We start from the raw sequence: 17,103 nt of genomic DNA on the forward strand, positions 1-17,103 counted from the left end.
TCGTCGCCCGGGAGCCTCGTTCCACCGCGTCGCCCGGCCGTCCCGTCGCGCATGGTCCCGTCGGCCCTCGGAGTCCGGACCGGATCCTGGCGGCGGGAGCGGGGGCGGTCGACGGGCCGTCAGCGTTGGAGTAACGCCCACGTCTTGCAGCCGCCGGAAGGGGCCAGCGCGGGAGCGAGCCCCCAGTCCCCTCCGTGCGAGTCGACCGCCGCCGCCAGCAACCACATGCTCTCGCTGCGGCGCTTGCGGCACTTCTCGGACTTCTCGACCGAGCCGTGGGGCGGATGCCGGTCGTAGAGGATCACGCGCAGCGCGTCGAACTGCCAGTGGACCCGCAGCAGCATCTCCCGGTCCGGGGTGAACCGGCAGGCGGCAGCGACCAGCTCGGAGGCGGCGAGCACGGCCGTCTCACGGAGTTCCGCGAGGCCGTGCCGTTCGAGGAGTTCGCCCACGGCTCCGCGTGCGACGCCGGCGCAGAACGCGCCACCCGGCAATGCGAACGAGTAACTGAGGTTGTCCACCATCGGCGGTCGAGGTCCGACCGGGACGGGAGCCGGGAGGCAACGCAATGCGCCCTTCATCAAGATGCTCACATTTCCAGTAATTGTGCTGACGATCACAACCGGGGTCAGTTGCCCCGTGTGAGACTTGCGCTACTGACGGTAGCGCACACTGGAGCACGGTGCTACCACTTGCCCGGTTCCAGTCATTTCGTTCAGCCGCTCCCCCGGAAAGGAACTTCCACCGTGCCCCCCAGAAGCACCCCGACCGCGCGGCAGCAACGCCTAGGGGCCGAACTGCGCAAATTGCGCGAACAGTCGGGGATGTCGGTGCAGCAGGCCGCCGCCCTGCTGGGTGTCGACCGCACCCGCATCCCGAACATCGAATCGGGCCGCTTCGGCATCAGCCCCGAACGGGTCCGCACCCTGGCGTTCAACTACGGCTGCCCCGACACCTCCCTGGTCGACCTGCTCGCCGAGATGGCCCGGGAACGGGCCAGGGGCTGGTGGGAGGAGCATCGCGGACTGCTGCTCCCGGGGCTGCTCGACATCGCCGAACTCGAACACCACGCGGCCGAGCTGACCACCTCGACCACCACCCACATCCCCGGCCTGCTGCAGACCGAGGAGCACGCACGGGCGCTCTTCGCCATGGCCGACCCCCCACTGCCCGGACCGGATCTGAACGCCCGGCTCGCCCTGCGGCTGCGCCGTCAGGATGTGCTGAACCGGGACCGGCCCCCGTCGTACGAGGCGGTGATCCACGAGGCGGCCCTGCGCATGCAGTTCGGCGGCCCGAAGGTGGCCCGCGCACAACTGGACCACATCCTCGCTCAGTCGGAACGGGACCTGATCACGGTCCGGGTCATCCCGTTCGCCGCCGGTGGACTGCCCGGCGCGGGACAGTCGTTCACTTACGCGGGCGCGCGGGTACCCCAGCTCGATAGTGTGCAACTCGATTCCTCGCACGGCTCGACGCTGTTGGACTCCGACATGCAACTACGAAGATATCGCGGCCTGTTGGGGCGCCTGCGAGCACTCGCGCTCCCGGTCGGGGAATCACGCGACCTCGTCCGAACCATAGCCCGGGACCTCTGACCCGGCACCGTCGAGAGGACAGAACCATGAGCGAGATCCACTGGGACGATCCCTTCTGCAGCGAGGGCGCCAACTGCTTCCGCTTCGGGCTCGACGACCGGGGCCGCGCGTACATCGGCTCCACGACGGACACCGACGTCCATGTCAGCGACTCCGTGGAGGCACTGCGGGCGCTGATCACCGCGGTCAAGTCGGGAGCGGCGGACCACCTGCTCTGACCCTCCGCCCCGCCCGCACGGCGCGGCGCCCCGCGGCGAGCACGACCGCTCCGAGTACGCCGACAGCTCTGAGCGACCCTCCCGCGCGGCCGGCCGGGCCTACGGGAGGACGCCGACGCCGATCGCCCCGGAAACCAGACAGAAGATGTCCGGTATCGCGGTTAGCTTCGGCCGCATGGATCACCCCGCCCGCCGGAACACGGACCGGCACCTCGTCGTCACCGGAGCATGCGCGAACAATCTGCGCGAAGTCTCCCTCGCCATTCCCAAGGAGCGCATCACCGTTTTTACCGGAGTCTCCGGGTCGGGCAAGTCGTCGCTCGTCTTCGGCACGATCGCCGTGGAGTCCCAGCGCCAACTGAACGCGACCTTCGGTTCGTTCATCCGCAACCGGTTGCCGAAGTACGAACGGCCCCGGGTGGACTCGATCGACGACCTGTCCGTGGCGATCGTGGTGGACCAGAGGCCGATCGGCGGCAACGTCCGCTCGACCGTCGGCACGGCGAGCGACATCTGGTCGGCGATCCGGGTGCTGTTCTCCCGGCACGGAACACCGAGCGCGGGCCCGGCGACCGCGTACTCCTTCAACGAACCGGACGGCATGTGCCCGGAGTGCGACGGCGTCGGACGCACGGTGCGACTCGACATCGACCGGGCGATCGATCCCGGCAAGTCGCTCAACGAGGGCGCGTTGTTGCTGCCCGGACTTTCGGTGGGCGGCTGGGAGTGGCAGCTGTACGCCAGGTCGGGAGCCTTCGACAACGACAAACCGCTCCGCGACTTCACCGAGGAGGAGATGCGGCTCCTGCTGCACGGCGGAGGGTTCACCGTGCGGGTGAAGGTGAAGTCGTCCGAGGCCGAGGTGCGATTCGAGGGCATCGTCGAACGCTTCACCCGGCTCCACCTGAACCGGGACACCGAGGGGCTCTCGGAGCGGCGGCGCGCGGCCACCGCGCGCTTCACCACGGAGTCGGTCTGTGCCTCCTGCGACGGCGCCCGGCTGAGCGCGGCGGCGCTCGCCACCCGGATCCACGGCCTCTCCATCGCCGACTACGGCCGGATGGAGGTCGCCGACCTGGTGAAGGTGCTGGCTGCGATCGACGATCCGGTGGCCGGCCCGGTGGCCTCGGCCGCCCGCGAACGGCTGGAGCGCCTGGTGGACATCGGTCTCGGCTACCTCAGCCTGGACCGCGAGACCTCCACACTGTCCGGCGGCGAGGGGCAGCGGCTCAAGCTGGTCCGGCACCTGGGCAGTTCGCTGACCGGACTGACCTTCGTCCTCGACGAGCCGAGCGTGGGCCTGCACCCGCGCGACGTCGGCCGACTGTGCGACCTCCTGGTCCGGCTGCGCGACCGGGGCAACACCGTCCTCGTCGTCGAGCACGACCCGGACGTGCTGGCCGTCGCGGACCACGTCGTGGACATGGGCCCGCGGGCCGGCGCCGACGGCGGACGCGTCGTCTTCGAGGGTCCGGTGGAAAGGCTGCGCCGAGCGGACACGCTCACCGGACGCTGCCTGCGCCGCCGGGCACGGATCAAGGACACGTTCCGGTCCCCCGCCGGATGGATGCCGGTGACCGGCGCCAGGCTGCACAACCTCAAGGGCGTGGACGTGGCGTTCCCGCGAGGTGTACTGACGGTGGTGACGGGCGTGGCCGGATCCGGCAAGTCGACACTGGTCTCGCAGGTGTTCACGCGGGCGTACCCGGACGCGGTGGTCGTCGACCAGGGCGCGATCACCGCGTCGTCGCGTTCGACCCCGGCGTCGTACCTCGGCGCACTGGACCCCATCCGCAGGATCTTCGCCCGGGAGAACGGCGTCGATCCGGGCCTGTTCAGCTTCAACTCCTCGGGGGCGTGCGGGAATTGCTCGGGCAAGGGTGTGATCACCACCGATCTCGCGTTCATGGACCCGGTGACCACCACCTGCGCGGTGTGCGAGGGCCGGCGCTTCGACGACGAGGTGCTGCGGTACCGGGTCGGCGGCGCGTCCATCGTCGATGTGCTGGAGATGACGGCCGCACCGGCCGCCCGCCTCTTCGACGACCCGGTCCTGGCGCGCAGACTGGGTGCGCTCGACGACGTCGGTCTGGCGTACCTGCCACTGGGCCGTTCGCTCAGCACGCTCTCCGGCGGCGAGCGCCAGCGCATCAAACTCGCCACCCGACTGCACCGGACCGGCGTCGTGTATGTGCTCGACGAGCCGACCACCGGACTGCACATGGCGGACACCGGCACGCTCGTCGACCTGCTGGACCGGCTGGTGGACGCGGGCAACAGCGTGATCTGCGTGGAACACGACCTGGATGTGCTCAAGCGCGCGGACTGGGTGATCGACCTCGGGCCCGACGGCGGACGGAGCGGGGGCGAGATCCTCTTCCGGGGAACGCCCGCGGGACTGCTCGACCACCCCACCTCGTTCACCGCCGCCCATCTGCGCCGGGACCTGGGCTTGGATCCGGGCCGCGGTCCGGGGCCGCTCCCGGGCCCCGCACGGGCCGACGCGACTGGTACGCACGCCTCCTGACCAGCGGTCGGAAGGGGGTTCGAGGAGGGACTTCGCGGGGGTTTCGGGGGGCGAGTTTGGCGACAGCCTTACCGCCGCCTTAACCTACGGTCTCGTAACCTACGTGTCCGTAGGTAAACCTCCCGTCCCCAGGAGTCCCCGTGACGATCACCGCTCCCCACCTCGGCAGTTCCCAGGCGTGGACCGACGCCCGGCTGCTGTACGCCCTGGAAGAGGTGGTCGAGAAGGAGCTCAACCGCCACCTCAAGGTCGCCAAGGACTGGATGCCGCACGAGTACGTGCCGTTCTCCGACGGGCGGAACTTCCCGGGCGTCTTCGAGGACGGCGAGGAGTGGCGGGCCGACCAGTCCAAGGTGACCGACATCGGCAGGACCGCCCTCGTCGTCAATCTGCTGACGGAGGACAACCTCCCGAGCTATCACCACGAGATCGCCACTCTCTTCGGCCGTGACGGCGCCTGGGGCACCTGGGTGCACCGCTGGACCGCCGAGGAGGGCCGGCACGGGATCGTGATGCGCGACTACCTGCTCACCTCGCGGGCCGTGGACCCGGACGAGCTGGAGCGGTTCCGGATGGCGCACATGTCGGAGGGCTTCGAGTCCGACAACCGCCATTCGATGCTGCGCTCCGTGGCGTACGTCGCTTTCCAGGAGCTGGCCACCCGCGTCTCGCACCGCAACACGGGCCATCAGTCGGGCGACCCGGTCTGCGACCGGATGCTGGCGCGCATCGCGACCGACGAGAACCTCCACATGGTCTTCTACCGCAACCTGCTCGCCGCCGCGTTCGAGATCGCCCCGGACGAGACGATGCGGGCCGTGCGCGACGTCGTCGTCGACTTCCGGATGCCGGGCCACGGGATGCCGGGCTTCGAACGGGCCGCCGCGCGGATGGCGATCGGCGAGATCTACAACCTGCGCATCCACCACGACGACGTGCTCCAGCCGGTACTGCGCTACCTGAAGGTGCTCCAGATCGACGGTCTGGGCCCCGAGGGCCTGCGGGCGCAGGAGGAACTGGGCCTGTACATGGGCGGCCTGAACGACGAGGCGGCGAAGTTCGACGAGAAGCTCGCCGCCCGCAAGGCGCGGATGGCCGCGCGCGCCGAGGCCTGATCCCCGGCCGGTCCTTCTGCCCGTCCGTCCCGGCCTCCTCGGGTGCGGGCCGGGGGGACGGTGTGCCGCCCCGGTCGTCTCCCCCGGCGGCCGGGGCCGGTGCCCGGCACCGGGCTCACACCGTCGCGCGCGGACCGCGCGCGTAGTGCTCGATCGCACTCCGGTACTGCCGCACGGACGGGTCCTCGCCGGCGGCGGCCAGCAGCTCCGGCACAGGCGCGCGGACGCGTCGTGCTCACCGGTGTGGAACAGGGCCACGGCGAGGAAGGTCCGCAGCGCCCCGTCGTCGGGGAACTCCTCGACGTCGCCGCTCAGCACCTCCACGGCCCTGTCGTACCGGTCGGGCACCCGGTAGGTGCTGACCAGCCCGAGCAGCGTGCCCCGCCCCGGAGCCGGGGCCGGGCGTGCTCAGGCCCGCCTGCGTTCGCTCCTGCGCAGCCGTTCCCGCTCCTTCTCGGAGAGGCCGCCCCACACGCCGAAACGCTCGTCGTTGGCCAGGGCGTACTCCAGGCACGCCACACGTCCCTCGCAGGCGTTGCAGAGCTGCTTGGCCTCACGGGTGGAGCTGCCGGGGGCGGGAAAGAAGAATTCGGGTCCCGCCTGCGCGCACAACGCTGTCTCCTGCCAGGCGAGTGCGGGGTCGGAAGCGGTGTTGATCAGCATGGCACCCACAATGCCCGGCCCCGATAAACAACCGATCAACGCGCCATCAATGCGGCGCGCCGGTGCTTTCCGGCCGACCTTGCGGTCTTCGCGAACGGCGCCAGGGCCGAACTCCGGCCGCACCCGCGTCGGTCACGCGGCGGCCGTCGCCCTCCGGAGGGTACAGCCCGGCCCGGGCCCGGGACACCCCCGGCGGCCCGCCCGCCTCCTGAGCACCGCGGCCTGCGTACCCGCCGGAGCCTCGTACCCGCCAGGGCTCGTAGCCGCCGGACCCTCGTTCCCGTGGCGGCCGCCCGCTCGCCGCCTCGTACTCACCGGGGCCGGGGCCCTGTCGGCGGCGCGTGGCACGATATGAGGCGCCGGGGCAGGTGCCGGGCGGGACGGCGGCCCGGCCACGCGGACAGAGGAACGACGCAGATGACAGAGGCCGGACCGGCACGGGCCGGGGCACCCACGGGGCGGTCCGCCCGGGAACTGCTGGAGCGGGCCGAACGACTGCTGGTCACGGCGCGCGCGGTGCTGACCGATCACGCGGGCGCCGTCGACGCCGTGCGCACGGCGCTGAACCCGCTGCTCGACGGCCTCGTCCGTCGCGAACTGTCCGCCATCCCGGTCTCGCGGCTGAAGGACGTCACCGAGGGGCGGTTGCGGCTCGGCGCCGTGGAGCAGGCCGGTTTCACCACCGTCGGCCAGGTCCACGAGGCGAACCGCTACGAACTGCGCCAGATCTCCGGCGTCGGCGCGCAAACGGCCGATCAGGCGCTGGCCGCGGCCGGCCAGATCGCCCACGCCGTACGGGACACCGTCGCGGTGCGGATCGACGTGGACGCCCCGGACGAGGCCACGACCGCGCTGGTCACCGCGTTGCACCGGCTGGTCGAGGCCGGTCCCGACGCCCGTCGGGCGGTGGACGCCGCAGGGCGGCTCATCGCGCGGCTGGAGCCTCTGACGGTCGCGGCGGGGCCCACGCGGGGGCGGCTGCGCCTGCTGCTCGGCGGACGGGAGGCCCGTGCCCGCGCGTTGACGGCCGCCGTCTCGGTGCGGGACGAGGTCGACGAGACTGCGGCGCGCGGACTGCCCCTGCTGTTCGGGCAGGTGTCGGCCGATCTGCTGCGGGAGGCGGACACGGGCCTCGCGGCCTGGGTCGACTTCGAGCTGCGGTCCGCCGAGTACTACAGCCTGATCGCCGAGCTGTCGGGCAGCGGCCCCGACCGGGACGCGGCGGAGGGTTTCATCCCGGCGGGGATCGCCGACCGGGTGCGCGGTCTCAGGCTGGACGACGCCCATCTGCGGGTCTCGCTGCGCGGCTACCAGTCGTTCGGGGCCCGGTTCGCGCTGGCGCAGAAGCGGGTGATCCTCGGTGACGAGATGGGGCTGGGCAAGACCGTGCAGGCCATCGCCGCGCTCGCGCATCTCGCGGCGCACGGCGAGACGCACTTCCTGGTGGTGTGCCCGGCGAGCGTGCTGATCAACTGGGCGCGCGAGGTCAGGGCCCGCTCCACCCTGCGGGCCCTGCCGGTGCACGGCCCCGAGCGGCACGGCGCCTTCGCCGAGTGGCGGGAGAGCGGCGGCGTCGCCGTCACCACGTTCGACGCCCTCCACACCCTGCCGGATCCCCGGGACTGCGGCGTGCGTCCCGGCATGCTGGTGGTCGACGAGGCCCACTACGTCAAGAATCCGGAGACCCGCCGCTCCCGGGCCGTGTCCGGCTGGACGGGACGCACGGAACGGGTGCTGTTCCTCACCGGTACGCCGATGGAGAACCGGGTCGAGGAGTTCCGCAGCCTGGTCCGCCATCTCCAGCCCGAACTGGCCCCTTCGGTCCGCACCACGCACGGGGCCGCGGGCTCGCAGGCGTTCCGCAGGGCCGTCGCCCCCGCCTACCTGCGACGCAACCAGGAGGACGTGCTCACGGAACTGCCCGCCCTGGTGCAGGTCGACGAGTGGGAGGAGTTCAGCGAGGAGGACCTCGCCGCCTACCGCGAGGCGGTGGACGCCGGGCAGTTCATGCGGATGCGCCGCGCCGCGTACGCCCGGCCCGGCACCTCCACGAAGCTGGACCGGCTGCGCGAGCTGGTCGCCGAGGCGGCGGAGAACGGGCTCAAGGTCGTGGTGTTCTCGTACTTCGGCGAGGTGCTCCACACGGTCGGGCAGGCCCTGGGAGGGGAGGTGTTCGGACCGCTGGCGGGAAGTGTCCCGGCGGCCCGGCGGCAGGACATCGTCGACGGGTTCGCCGCCGCCGACGGCCACGCGGTCCTGCTGAGCCAGATCCAGGCCGGTGGCACGGGCCTCAACCTCCAGGCCGCGTCGGTCGTCATCCTCTGCGAACCGCAGATCAAACCGACGATGGAGCATCAGGCGGTGGCCCGCGCGCACCGGATGGGGCAGATACGGACCGTCCGGGTGCACCGGCTCCTCGCCACCGACAGCGTCGACGAGCGGATGCTGGACATCCTGGCCCGCAAGGAGCGGCTGTTCGACCTGTACGCGCGGCGCAGCGACATCGCCGAGACGACGCCGGACGCCGTGGACGTGTCGGACGGGTCGCTCGCCCGTCGCATCGTCGAGGAGGAACAGCGGCGTCTGGCGTCACGGGCGGCCGACCCGGCGAACACCGCCGAAGCCTCCTCACCGGCCGGGACGGCCGACGTCGACACCACCGGCCCCGCGACGGGAGCCGGCTGACCGGGCCGGGTCAGGAGCCGTATGACGCCTGGTCAGGAGCCGTGCGCTGCAGGGGCGTGGGCGGCCCCGCCCGCGGTCGGCCCACCGGGGGCCGCCGCGCCGGTGTCCGGCGTGCCGGGGGCGGCGGTCCTGCCGGGCGTGGGCGTGTCCGGTGCGCCCTTGCCCGGAGCGGCGCCCGACGGGGTCTTCTCCGGTGCGGGCGTACTGTGGAGCCCCGGGTCGTGTGGATCGTAGCCCGGGACCGTGCCGTCCGGCTCGGCGACCAGCAGCAGTCCGGCCATGCCCAGGTCCGAGTGGCTCTGCACGTGGCAGTGGTACATCCAGGCCCCCGCTCCCACCCGTTCGCCCGCGATGACCTGGAAGCCGAAGGAGTCCGCCGGGCCGACGGTCCTCGTGTCGATGACGCGGCTCAGGTCGTCCGGGCCGGTGAGCAGGCCGGTCCGGTTGTCCGCCCAGCGGTGTCCGTGCAGGTGGAAGGTGTGGAAGAAGTCGCCGTGGGTGATCATCACGACTTCGAGCCGCTCCCCCAACGTGGCGCGGAAGTCGGGGGCCTGACGGGCCGGACTGTTGTTGACCGTTGTGCCGTTGAAGACGATGGTGATGGTCCTGTCCGGCAGGACGTCGCCCCTGCGGCGGACGACCAGGGGGCCGTACAGTCCCTTCCGGATGCCCTCGGTGCCGTGGTCCGTGCCGACAACGTGGTCGTGGTAGTGCCAGTAGCCCGCGCTGCCTTCCCACCAGGTGCCGTCCCGGCGCCTGCCCGGGGCGTGGGTGCGCCAGATGTAGGTACGGGTGCCGCCCGGTTCGGTCATGCTTCTGTTCAGCCGGGTGCCGTCGCTGGCGATGTCGTAGTCCACGCCGTGCGGGTGGAGGCTGACCGGCACGTCCGTGGTGTTGTGCAGCTCGATCCGCAGGGTGTCGCCCTCGTTGAGTTCGACGAGCGGTCCGGGGACCGTGGCCCTGCCCTTTTGCAGGCCGAACCCCATCCGTCCGTCCGGGAGCCTCTCCGCGTACATCCTCAGGCGGCGTGTGGCGCCGCCGGGCGGGGCGGTCCGCGGCACGGCGTGCGCCGGGCTCGCCTCGATCGCGCCGAGGGGCAACGATGCCGCCCCGGCTGCGGCCGCCACCCCGCCGCCCACCAGGAACCTCCGGTTGAAACTCCTTCTGTCCATGCCAAACTCCCCACTGCGTTACGGAATTTACGGAGTGTGTGCAAACGTGGCCGGATCGCGGGGCCGCCCCGGATCGCAGGGGAACGGCCCGGGCCGGAACCGGCCCTGATCGGGGAACCGCGGAAAGTGCGGAGACAACGGAGGTTACGGGGCGTGCGGCGGCTTCCGATGCTGCCGTGGTAGGCGGGGCGCGGCTGCCCCTCGGACGGCCCACACCGTTTCCCGGGGATCTCCCGCTCGTACGCACCCGGACGGAGCGCGCACCGTCCGCCACCGCGGCCTTTGACGCTCCCGGCCTCGGCCGCCGACGCCACGCCCGGCACGGGCGGACGGCCCCCGCGCGGCGCGCCGGGTCCCGGGCCGGGGCCGGACGGCGGCGCCGGGCGGGCTCGGCCGGACGGGCTCAGCCGCCCGTGGCCGCATGCCGGGGCATGTGGTCGCGGCCACCCGGATGCCGGTGGCGCCACACCCAGAACACCGTGCAGGACACCAGTGTCCAGCCGCCGAGCACCAGATACGGGAAGAGGAACTGGTGCCCCCGGTAGTAGACGGCGGTGTGCTGGGCGTTGACCGAGGCCCCGGGAGGCAGCCAGCGGCCGATGTACCCGAGGAGCGACGGCAGCAGCGGCCAGGAGACCGCGCCGCCGGAGGACGGATTGCCCAGCAGGATCATCACGCCCCAGGTGGGCAGCATCGCCCAACGCCCCATCAGGGTGTTGAACATGTTGAAGACCATGCCCGAGGTGAACATGGTGAACGCCAGGATCAGCCAGGAGTGGAGGAACGGCAGGTCCAGGGCGCCGATCAGCCAGTCGACGACCGCGGCGATCGCGAAGGCGCCGAGCAGCGAGTACGCGACGGTGAAGGCGATCCGCTCCAGCGGCACGAGCGCCCGCGCGTGCACGCTCAGCTGGATCGCGCCGACGAAGCCGACGATCACCGCGGCGAGCGAGATGTAGAAGAGGGCCAGACCGCGCGGATCGCCCCTCTGCAACGGTTTGACGTCCCGGACCGTGACCGGCACCCCGGTCTCGGCGCCGGCCTTCGCCGCGGCCCCGGTCAGCAGCTCGGCGACGGAGGCTCCCGCGGCACCGGCCACGTCCAGGGCGGCTCCCCGGCCGCCCGCGCGAATGACCGCGAAGACCTCCTGGGCCTCCAGCGCCTGCCCGGCCCGTGCCCGGGTCGGGTAGGTGTGGATGACGAGCGAGCCGTCGAGCGCCTTGTCCAAGGCGGCCACGAACGCCTCGCCCCGCGCCGACTCGGGACGGCCGACCACCGCGGTCGGGATCCGGTGCGGGGTCGGGTTGGCCATCGCGTAGCTGTAGGAACCCGCGAAGAGCCCGGCGGCGGCCGCGACGATGAAGAGCAGCACAGTGGCGGGAAGGTACGGGGACTTCTTGTACACGGACCATTTCTGACGGGCATTCAGCGGTCGGCCATGTGCCCCGTGCGGTGCGGAGGGCTCCAGGTCGGGTGCGCTCATGCGGCGCCGTCCTCGTCGCTCCGGGCCCGGCTCGGCTGGACGCGCTTCGGCTCGCCGGGCATCTTCGGATACTCCGGCGGGTACGGCAGGTCGCCGAGGCCGCGCTCGCGCTCGTCCCGGTCGGCCAGTTCCAGCAGGGCGTCGAGCCGGAAGGCGTACTCCTCCATGTCCGCGTGCACGTCGCCGACCTCCGCGTAGCGCTTCGGCATGGTCCGGATGTCGAAGTCCCGCGGTTCGGCGTCGTCGATCTCGTCCCAGCGCAGCGGTGCGGAGACCGGAGCGTGCGGGCGGGGGCGCACGGAGTACGCGGAGGCGATGGTGCGGTCGCGGGCGGTCTGGTTGAAGTCCACGAAGATCCGCTCCCCGCGTTCCTCCTTCCACCAGGCGGTGGTCACCCGGTCCGGCATCCGGCGTTCCAGTTCGCGGCCGGTGGCGATGGCGGCGCGCCGGACCTCGGTGAAGGTCCAGCGCGGCTCGATGGGGACGAAGACATGGACGCCCCGGCCGCCGGAGGTCTTGGGCCAGCCGCGCAGGTCGTGGTCGTCGAGGACGGAGCGCAGTTCGTGGGCGGCCCGCACCGCGTCGGCGTAGTCCGTTCCGGGCTGCGGGTCGAGGTCGATGCGCAGTTCGTCCGGGTGGTCGGTGTCCGCGCTCCGGACCGGCCACGGGTGGAAGGTGAGCGTGCCGAGGTTGGCCGCCCAGAGGACGGCGGCCGGTTCGGCCGGGCAGATCTCGTCGGCCTGGCGGCCGCTGGGGAACGTGATCCGGGCGGTGGGGATCCAGTCGGGAAGGTTCTTCGGGGCCCGCTTCTGGTAGAAGAACTCGCCCTCGACGCCGTCCACGAAGCGCTGGAGCGTGGTCGGCCGGTCCCGCAGGGCACGGGTGATGCCCGGACCCACGGCGCGGAAGTACTCCGCCACGTCCCTCTTGGTGTAGCCCGGCTCCGGAAAGTAGACCTTGTCCGGACTGGACAGCCGTACGGTCCGTCCCCGGGCTTCCAGTTCCACCGCTCTGCCCGCTGCGCCCATGACGATCACGGTAGGCCGGGGTCACTTATGCCGCATATCGGGAGAAGTACGACTGCCCTCGGGTGAGAATCGGACCATGGACCTGCCGGTGATGCCGCCCGTGAAGCCGATGCTCGCCAAGTCCGTCGCCAAGATCCCGCCGGGCATGCAGTACGAGGCCAAGTGGGACGGCTTCCGGGCGATCGTGTTCCGTGACGGCGACGAGGTGGTGATCGGCAGCCGCACCGGGAAGCCGCTCACCCGCTACTTCCCCGAGCTGGTCACGGCAGTCCGGGACAATCTGCCGCCGCGCTGCGTCATCGACGGCGAGATCGTGGTCGCGTACGAGGGCCGTCTGGACTTCGACCGGCTCGGTGAACGGATCCATCCGGCCGATTCCCGGGTGCGGCTGCTCGCCGAGCGGACCCCGGCCAGTCTCGTCGCCTTCGACATCCTGGCGGCGGGCGACGACTCGCTGCTCTCCCTGCCCCAGTCCGACCGGCGCACCGTGCTGGAGGCCGCGCTGTCCGCCGCCGAACCGCCCGTCCACCTGGCCCCGGTGACCAGGGACCCCGCGGTCGCCGAGGTGTGGTTCGAGCGGTACGAGGGCGCGGGGCTCGACGGCGTGGTCGCCAAACCGCTCGACCTGCCGTACCGCCCCGACACCCGCGTGATGTACAAGATCAAGCACGAGCGCACCGCCGACTGCGTGGTGGCGGGGTACCGCCTCCACCGGAGCGGCCCGGTCGTCGGCTCGCTGCTGCTCGGTCTGTACGACTCCGGCGGCGTCCTGCAGCACGTCGGGGTCTGCGCGGCGTTCTCGGCGACACACCGCGCCGAACTGGTCGAGGAGCTGGAGCCGCTGCGCGTCGACTTCGCCGGACACCCGTGGGCGGCGTGGGCGGACGCGGAGGCGCACGAGACCGCCCGGCTGCCCGGGGCGCCGAGCCGCTGGTCGGGGAAGAAGGACCGGACCTGGGTGGCGCTGCGCCCTCAACGGGTCTGCGAGGTGGCGTACGACCACATGGAGGGCGGCCGTTTCCGGCACACCACCCGGTTCTGCCGGTGGCGGCCGGACCGCGCTCCGGAGAGCTGCACGTACGCGCAGCTGGAGGAGGTGGTGCGGTACGACCTGACCGAGGTGCTGTCGGCCGGTGGCCGGTGAGCCCATTGCCCCCTCCCGGCCATGCTCGCGACGGGGCGGACGTTCCCGGGAGGGGCACGAGGTGCCGTCAGGCGGTGGAGGGCGGGTCCGACGGGGTGGGGCACGGTCCCTCGCCGGGGCCGGACCCGGGATCCGGGGACGGGCTCCGCGTCGGCTCCGGCGATTCGCCCGGGTCCGGCGGGGCGGAGCCGGTGGGGCAGCCGGAGCCGGGGTCCGTCGTGCCGGGGCCGGGGGTGGTGCCGGGGTCCGGGGAGGACGGTCCGCCGTCGGTGGGGCGGGGCGATGCGGTCGGACCGGTGGGGTCCGGGCTCCCGGTCGGTCCGGGTGAGCCGGTCGGGGTGACGGACGGTCCCGGGGACGCGGACGGCGAGGGGCCGGGCGAGCCGCCGGGCTGCGGGCCCACGACGATGCCGCCGCCCGGGGACCCGGGTCCGCCGACCGGCCGCTTCGGCTTCTCGGGGCCGCCCGCGCCGGGGCTCCGGGGGACGACGCCCCTGCCGTCGGCCACCGGGTGGACGCCCTTGCGGTAGAACTCCAGCCAGGACAGCACGGTGCGCAGATAGGTGTCCGAGTGGTTGTAGGCGAGGACCGCGCGGTCCAGATCGGCCTTCACGGACAGGTCGCGTGCACCGGCGCACAGGTAGGCCCCGGCGGCGAGGGCGGCGTCGTACACGTTGTTCGGGTCGCGGCGGCCGTCGCCGTTCCCGTCCCTGCCCCAGTGGGCCCATGTGGACGGGATGAACTGCATCGGGCCCACCGCGCGGTCGTATGTGCGGTCGCCGTCGTACACGCCGTCGTCGGTGTCCCGGATCTCGGCGAAGCCCGCGCCGTCGAGCACCGGTCCGAGGACCGGGGTGAGGGTCGTGCCGTGCACGTCGACCCGCCCGCCGCCCGCGTGCCCGGACTCGACCCTGCCGATCGCCGCGAGCAGCTGCCACGGCAGACGGCATCCGGGGGCGGTGCGGCGCAGCGCGCTCTCCGCCTTGCGGTAGGCGGCGAGGACCGTGGTGGGGATGCCCGCCTCGGCCCAGGTCCGGGCGGCGGCCGGGCTCCGCTTCGCGCCGGTCACCGGCGGCTGCGGCGTCGCGAGCGGCGGGAGTTCGGTGTGGTAGGAGTCGTCGTTGGGCGCCTGGGACCATCTGATCTCCTCGGTGGTCTTCTGACGCTCCTTCGCGGTGTGTTCGTGACGGACGCCCGTCGGCGCCTGGGACGCGGTGAGCGCGGCCATGGCGGCGACCGCGGCCGCGGTGCCGCCGATCCTGCGGCGGGTGGTGCCGGTGAACCTCATGTGTGCTCCCCTCTCCCCGGATCGATGAGCCGCCGAGTCACTGCGCGAAGGTGTCGATGGCGGAGATCCGCCAGGTGCCGTCGCGGCGCACGGCGTCCACGGCGAACATCGCCGCCGCGTAGGTCCTCTCCTCCGACGTACCGGTACGGGTGTTGCTCTGGTCGGCGTAGATCAGCAGCCTGGCCCGGTCGCCGTCGAGGACTTCCACACCGCTGTCGGTGACGGTGGTGGTCAGGACGAGCTTCTGTTTCGGCCCCTGCGCGCGGACCTGGGCGAGCATGTCGCGGTGCTGCTGGACCGCCTTGCCGACCAGGTGGGTCCGCGCCGCCTGCTCGGACTTGGCGGTGGCGGCGTAGTTGTACGAGAAGACCGCGCCGACCGCCTCGGTGATCTGGCCCTTCACCTCGCTGGTGCGGCCGATGTCGGTGAGGGCGGTGTTCTGCCGTGCGGGTTCGTCACGCAGGCTCGCGGCCTGACCGAAGGCCCAGGCGGCGAAGGCTCCGAGGAGCACGGTGAGGGCGCAGAGGACGGCGGGGAGACCGATCCGGAGGCGGGGCATCCGGCCGGATCCCGGCCCTCTGTTCTCCCGGCTCGTTCTTCCCCGGCGCACTTGACTCGTCCCCGTGCCGTCCGCACCGGTGCCGTCCGTGGCGGTGCCGTCCGCGCCGGTGTCCTCCGTGACCGGAAGGCGGTCGGGATCAGCGCGTGGCGCGTCCGGGCCCGCGGGCCCGCGCGGCGGCGTGGCGGCTCCCCCGCGTTCCGCGGCGACGGCGGCCAGACGGCGTCGGCGGTTGACCAGGTGACGGGTGGTCGACATGTCCGGGGTCCTCTCGGTGACGGGGGTGGGGAGCCGGGGCGTCAGCCGGCCGTGTTGCCGACCGGTGCCTGGCCGAGGGCGCTGAGCTTCCACCCCTCGGGCGTGCGGGTGAGCTGCCCGAGCATCCGGCTCTCCTTCACCGCGGGCTCGGTCCTCGGGGCGGTCACGGTGATCCGCAACGCGACCATCACCGACGCCGTGCCGGCCCGCTCGTCGAGTTCGGTGACCGCGCCGGACAGTACCTTCGCGGTGCTCACGGTCTCCGCCGCCCGGATCTGCTTCTCGAACCCGCTCCGCCCGTCGACGAGTTGCTTGTGCAGATCGCCGGTGGTGGAGTCCTCCCAGCCGTCCAGCCCCTCGTTCAGCTTCCGGTGGTCGAGGGTGTTCATGTTCTGCACGGCCTGCTCGCCCGCGGCCAGGGCGTCGTCGCGGGTCCTCGCGTACGCCGCCGAATCCTCGTGCGCGGCCCCGTACCAGGACCAGCCGCCCCGAACCGCGCCTCCGGCCGCCACGACCGTGAGCGCGAGCGCCGCCATCACCAGCGGGTTCTTCCTCGTCCGTACCCGTGCCATTGCTGTCTCCCCTGCCGGCTGAACTGAGCTGAGCGGTGGATGCCACGCCGTGCCGTCCCGGTGGCCGTCCGGCGGCTATCTGGCGGCGATGTCGACGATCCGCCAGTGCCCGCCCCGCAGTTCGGCGGTGACGGACAGCTGGGCGGCGGCCGTGGTGGCGGCCCTCCCCCGGCGCTCGTAGACCTGGTCGAGGAAGACCAGCAGATGGGCACCCGTGCCGGTCAGCCGGGTGGCCCCGGCCCGTACGACATGGGTGGTGAGGGTCAGTTCCTGGTCCCTGGCCTGCTTCTCGACCTGACCGAACAGTGCCGCGTACTGCTGGAGCGCCTTCCCGCCGAGGTACCGCTTCGCGGACTCCTTGGTGGCGTCGGTCTCCCGCGGACCGTAGGAGAACACCGTCCCGAGGGCGTTGCTGACGTCGCCGACGACCCTGGCGGTCGCCGCGGTGTCGGTCAGCGCGAGGTTGTCGGTGGCCGGAGTGTCCCGCAATTGCCGGGCCTTGACGAAAAGCCCGGCGCCCGCGGCGAGCAGGGCGACGGTCAGCAGCACCGCCGCGCCCGCGAGGACCCGTCGGCGGACGGACCGGGTCGCCCCGTCCGGTCCGTCCGGCCCCTTCGCCTCGTCCGCCCCGACCGCGCCGTCCGGTCCCTTCGCCGTGTCCGCCCCGACCGCCTCGTCCGACTCGTTCCCTGGCACCGCGTCCGCGCCCGCCGCACTCCCGTCGTCCACGTCCGGGTCCCGGTTCCCGACCCGCTCGTCCGGCGTCCCGGCCCGTTCGTCCGTGCTCACCATC

At 72.4% G+C, this 17,103-nt stretch carries 15 protein-coding genes; 6 read left to right on the forward strand and 9 right to left on the reverse strand.

The genetic code is table 11. The annotated features are described in order from the left end of the window. Positions 1 to 119: 119 nt before the first annotated feature. Positions 120 to 524, reverse strand: a complete 405-nt coding sequence (locus tag ACFYXM_RS03020; RefSeq protein WP_389286279.1) for an ATP-binding protein — start codon at positions 522 to 524, stop codon at positions 120 to 122. Positions 525 to 746: 222 nt separating this feature from the next. On the opposite strand from ACFYXM_RS03020, the gene ACFYXM_RS03025 reads away from it, so the two are divergent. The 4 genes from ACFYXM_RS03025 (at position 747) to ACFYXM_RS03040 (ending at position 5,458) form a co-directional block, all read left to right on the forward strand. Next, entirely contained in the window at positions 747 to 1,598 is an 852-nt protein-coding gene (locus tag ACFYXM_RS03025; RefSeq protein ID WP_389286281.1) for a Scr1 family TA system antitoxin-like transcriptional regulator, read from the forward strand. 26 nt (positions 1,599 to 1,624) lie between these two features. Continuing rightward, on the forward strand, positions 1,625 to 1,816 hold the full coding sequence (locus ACFYXM_RS03030; RefSeq protein WP_389286283.1) for a hypothetical protein: 192 nt from the start codon (positions 1,625 to 1,627) through the stop codon (positions 1,814 to 1,816). Positions 1,817 to 1,991: 175 nt separating this feature from the next. Further along, positions 1,992 to 4,343 carry an ATP-binding cassette domain-containing protein gene (locus ACFYXM_RS03035; protein ID WP_389286285.1) on the forward strand — a complete coding sequence of 784 codons (2,352 nt, stop codon included), beginning with the start codon at positions 1,992 to 1,994 and terminating at the stop codon, positions 4,341 to 4,343. Between the two features lie 140 nt (positions 4,344 to 4,483). After that, on the forward strand, positions 4,484 to 5,458 hold the full coding sequence (locus ACFYXM_RS03040; protein WP_389286287.1) for an acyl-ACP desaturase: 975 nt from the start codon (positions 4,484 to 4,486) through the stop codon (positions 5,456 to 5,458). Between the two features lie 408 nt (positions 5,459 to 5,866). Here ACFYXM_RS03040 and ACFYXM_RS03045 read toward each other — a convergent pair whose 3' ends face one another. Further along, positions 5,867 to 6,121 carry a WhiB family transcriptional regulator gene (locus ACFYXM_RS03045; RefSeq protein ID WP_073781403.1) on the reverse strand — a complete coding sequence of 85 codons (255 nt, stop codon included), beginning with the start codon at positions 6,119 to 6,121 and terminating at the stop codon, positions 5,867 to 5,869. A 417-nt stretch (positions 6,122 to 6,538) separates the two neighbouring features. On the opposite strand from ACFYXM_RS03045, the gene ACFYXM_RS03050 reads away from it, so the two are divergent. After that, positions 6,539 to 8,806 (forward strand): DEAD/DEAH box helicase, encoded by a 2,268-nt coding sequence (locus ACFYXM_RS03050; RefSeq protein ID WP_389286290.1) that lies wholly within the window; start codon positions 6,539 to 6,541, stop codon positions 8,804 to 8,806. Between the two features lie 32 nt (positions 8,807 to 8,838). On the opposite strand, the gene ACFYXM_RS03055 is transcribed toward ACFYXM_RS03050, so the two are convergent. The 3 genes from ACFYXM_RS03055 to ligD all read right to left on the reverse strand — a co-directional run bounded on the left by ACFYXM_RS03055 (position 8,839) and on the right by ligD (position 12,468). Continuing rightward, positions 8,839 to 9,978: a multicopper oxidase domain-containing protein gene (locus ACFYXM_RS03055; RefSeq protein WP_389286292.1), complete on the reverse strand. Its 1,140-nt coding sequence runs from the start codon at positions 9,976 to 9,978 to the stop codon at positions 8,839 to 8,841. A gap of 403 nt (positions 9,979 to 10,381) precedes the next feature. After that, positions 10,382 to 11,461, reverse strand: a complete 1,080-nt coding sequence (locus tag ACFYXM_RS03060) for an ABC transporter permease (RefSeq protein WP_389286294.1) — start codon at positions 11,459 to 11,461, stop codon at positions 10,382 to 10,384. Next, a complete protein-coding gene (ligD, locus tag ACFYXM_RS03065; protein ID WP_389286563.1) occupies positions 11,458 to 12,468 on the reverse strand; it encodes a non-homologous end-joining DNA ligase in 1,011 nt (336 codons plus the stop codon). Before ligD ends, ACFYXM_RS03060 begins: the two co-directional genes overlap by 4 nt. A gap of 97 nt (positions 12,469 to 12,565) precedes the next feature. On the opposite strand from ligD, the gene ACFYXM_RS03070 reads away from it, so the two are divergent. Further along, positions 12,566 to 13,633 carry an ATP-dependent DNA ligase gene (locus ACFYXM_RS03070; protein WP_389286296.1) on the forward strand — a complete coding sequence of 356 codons (1,068 nt, stop codon included), beginning with the start codon at positions 12,566 to 12,568 and terminating at the stop codon, positions 13,631 to 13,633. 67 nt (positions 13,634 to 13,700) lie between these two features. On the opposite strand, the gene ACFYXM_RS03075 is transcribed toward ACFYXM_RS03070, so the two are convergent. From ACFYXM_RS03075 to ACFYXM_RS03090, 4 genes are all read right to left on the reverse strand, one after another. Further along, positions 13,701 to 14,921: a lytic murein transglycosylase gene (locus ACFYXM_RS03075; protein WP_389286298.1), complete on the reverse strand. Its 1,221-nt coding sequence runs from the start codon at positions 14,919 to 14,921 to the stop codon at positions 13,701 to 13,703. Between the two features lie 37 nt (positions 14,922 to 14,958). Beyond that, positions 14,959 to 15,738: a nuclear transport factor 2 family protein gene (locus tag ACFYXM_RS03080; RefSeq protein WP_389286300.1), complete on the reverse strand. Its 780-nt coding sequence runs from the start codon at positions 15,736 to 15,738 to the stop codon at positions 14,959 to 14,961. Positions 15,739 to 15,779: 41 nt separating this feature from the next. Continuing rightward, positions 15,780 to 16,310, reverse strand: coding sequence for a hypothetical protein (locus tag ACFYXM_RS03085; protein WP_389286301.1), 531 nt, complete (start codon positions 16,308 to 16,310; stop codon positions 15,780 to 15,782). A 75-nt stretch (positions 16,311 to 16,385) separates the two neighbouring features. Continuing rightward, the gene (locus tag ACFYXM_RS03090) at positions 16,386 to 17,102 is read right to left on the reverse strand and encodes a hypothetical protein (RefSeq protein WP_389286303.1); all 717 of its coding nucleotides are present in this window, start codon (positions 17,100 to 17,102) and stop codon (positions 16,386 to 16,388) included. Between the last annotated feature and the right edge of the window lies 1 nt (position 17,103).

Origin of the sequence: Streptomyces sp. NPDC002476, from assembly GCF_042889785.1 — a bacterium.
In the GTDB taxonomy this organism is placed as follows: Bacteria; Actinomycetota; Actinomycetes; order Streptomycetales; family Streptomycetaceae; genus Streptomyces.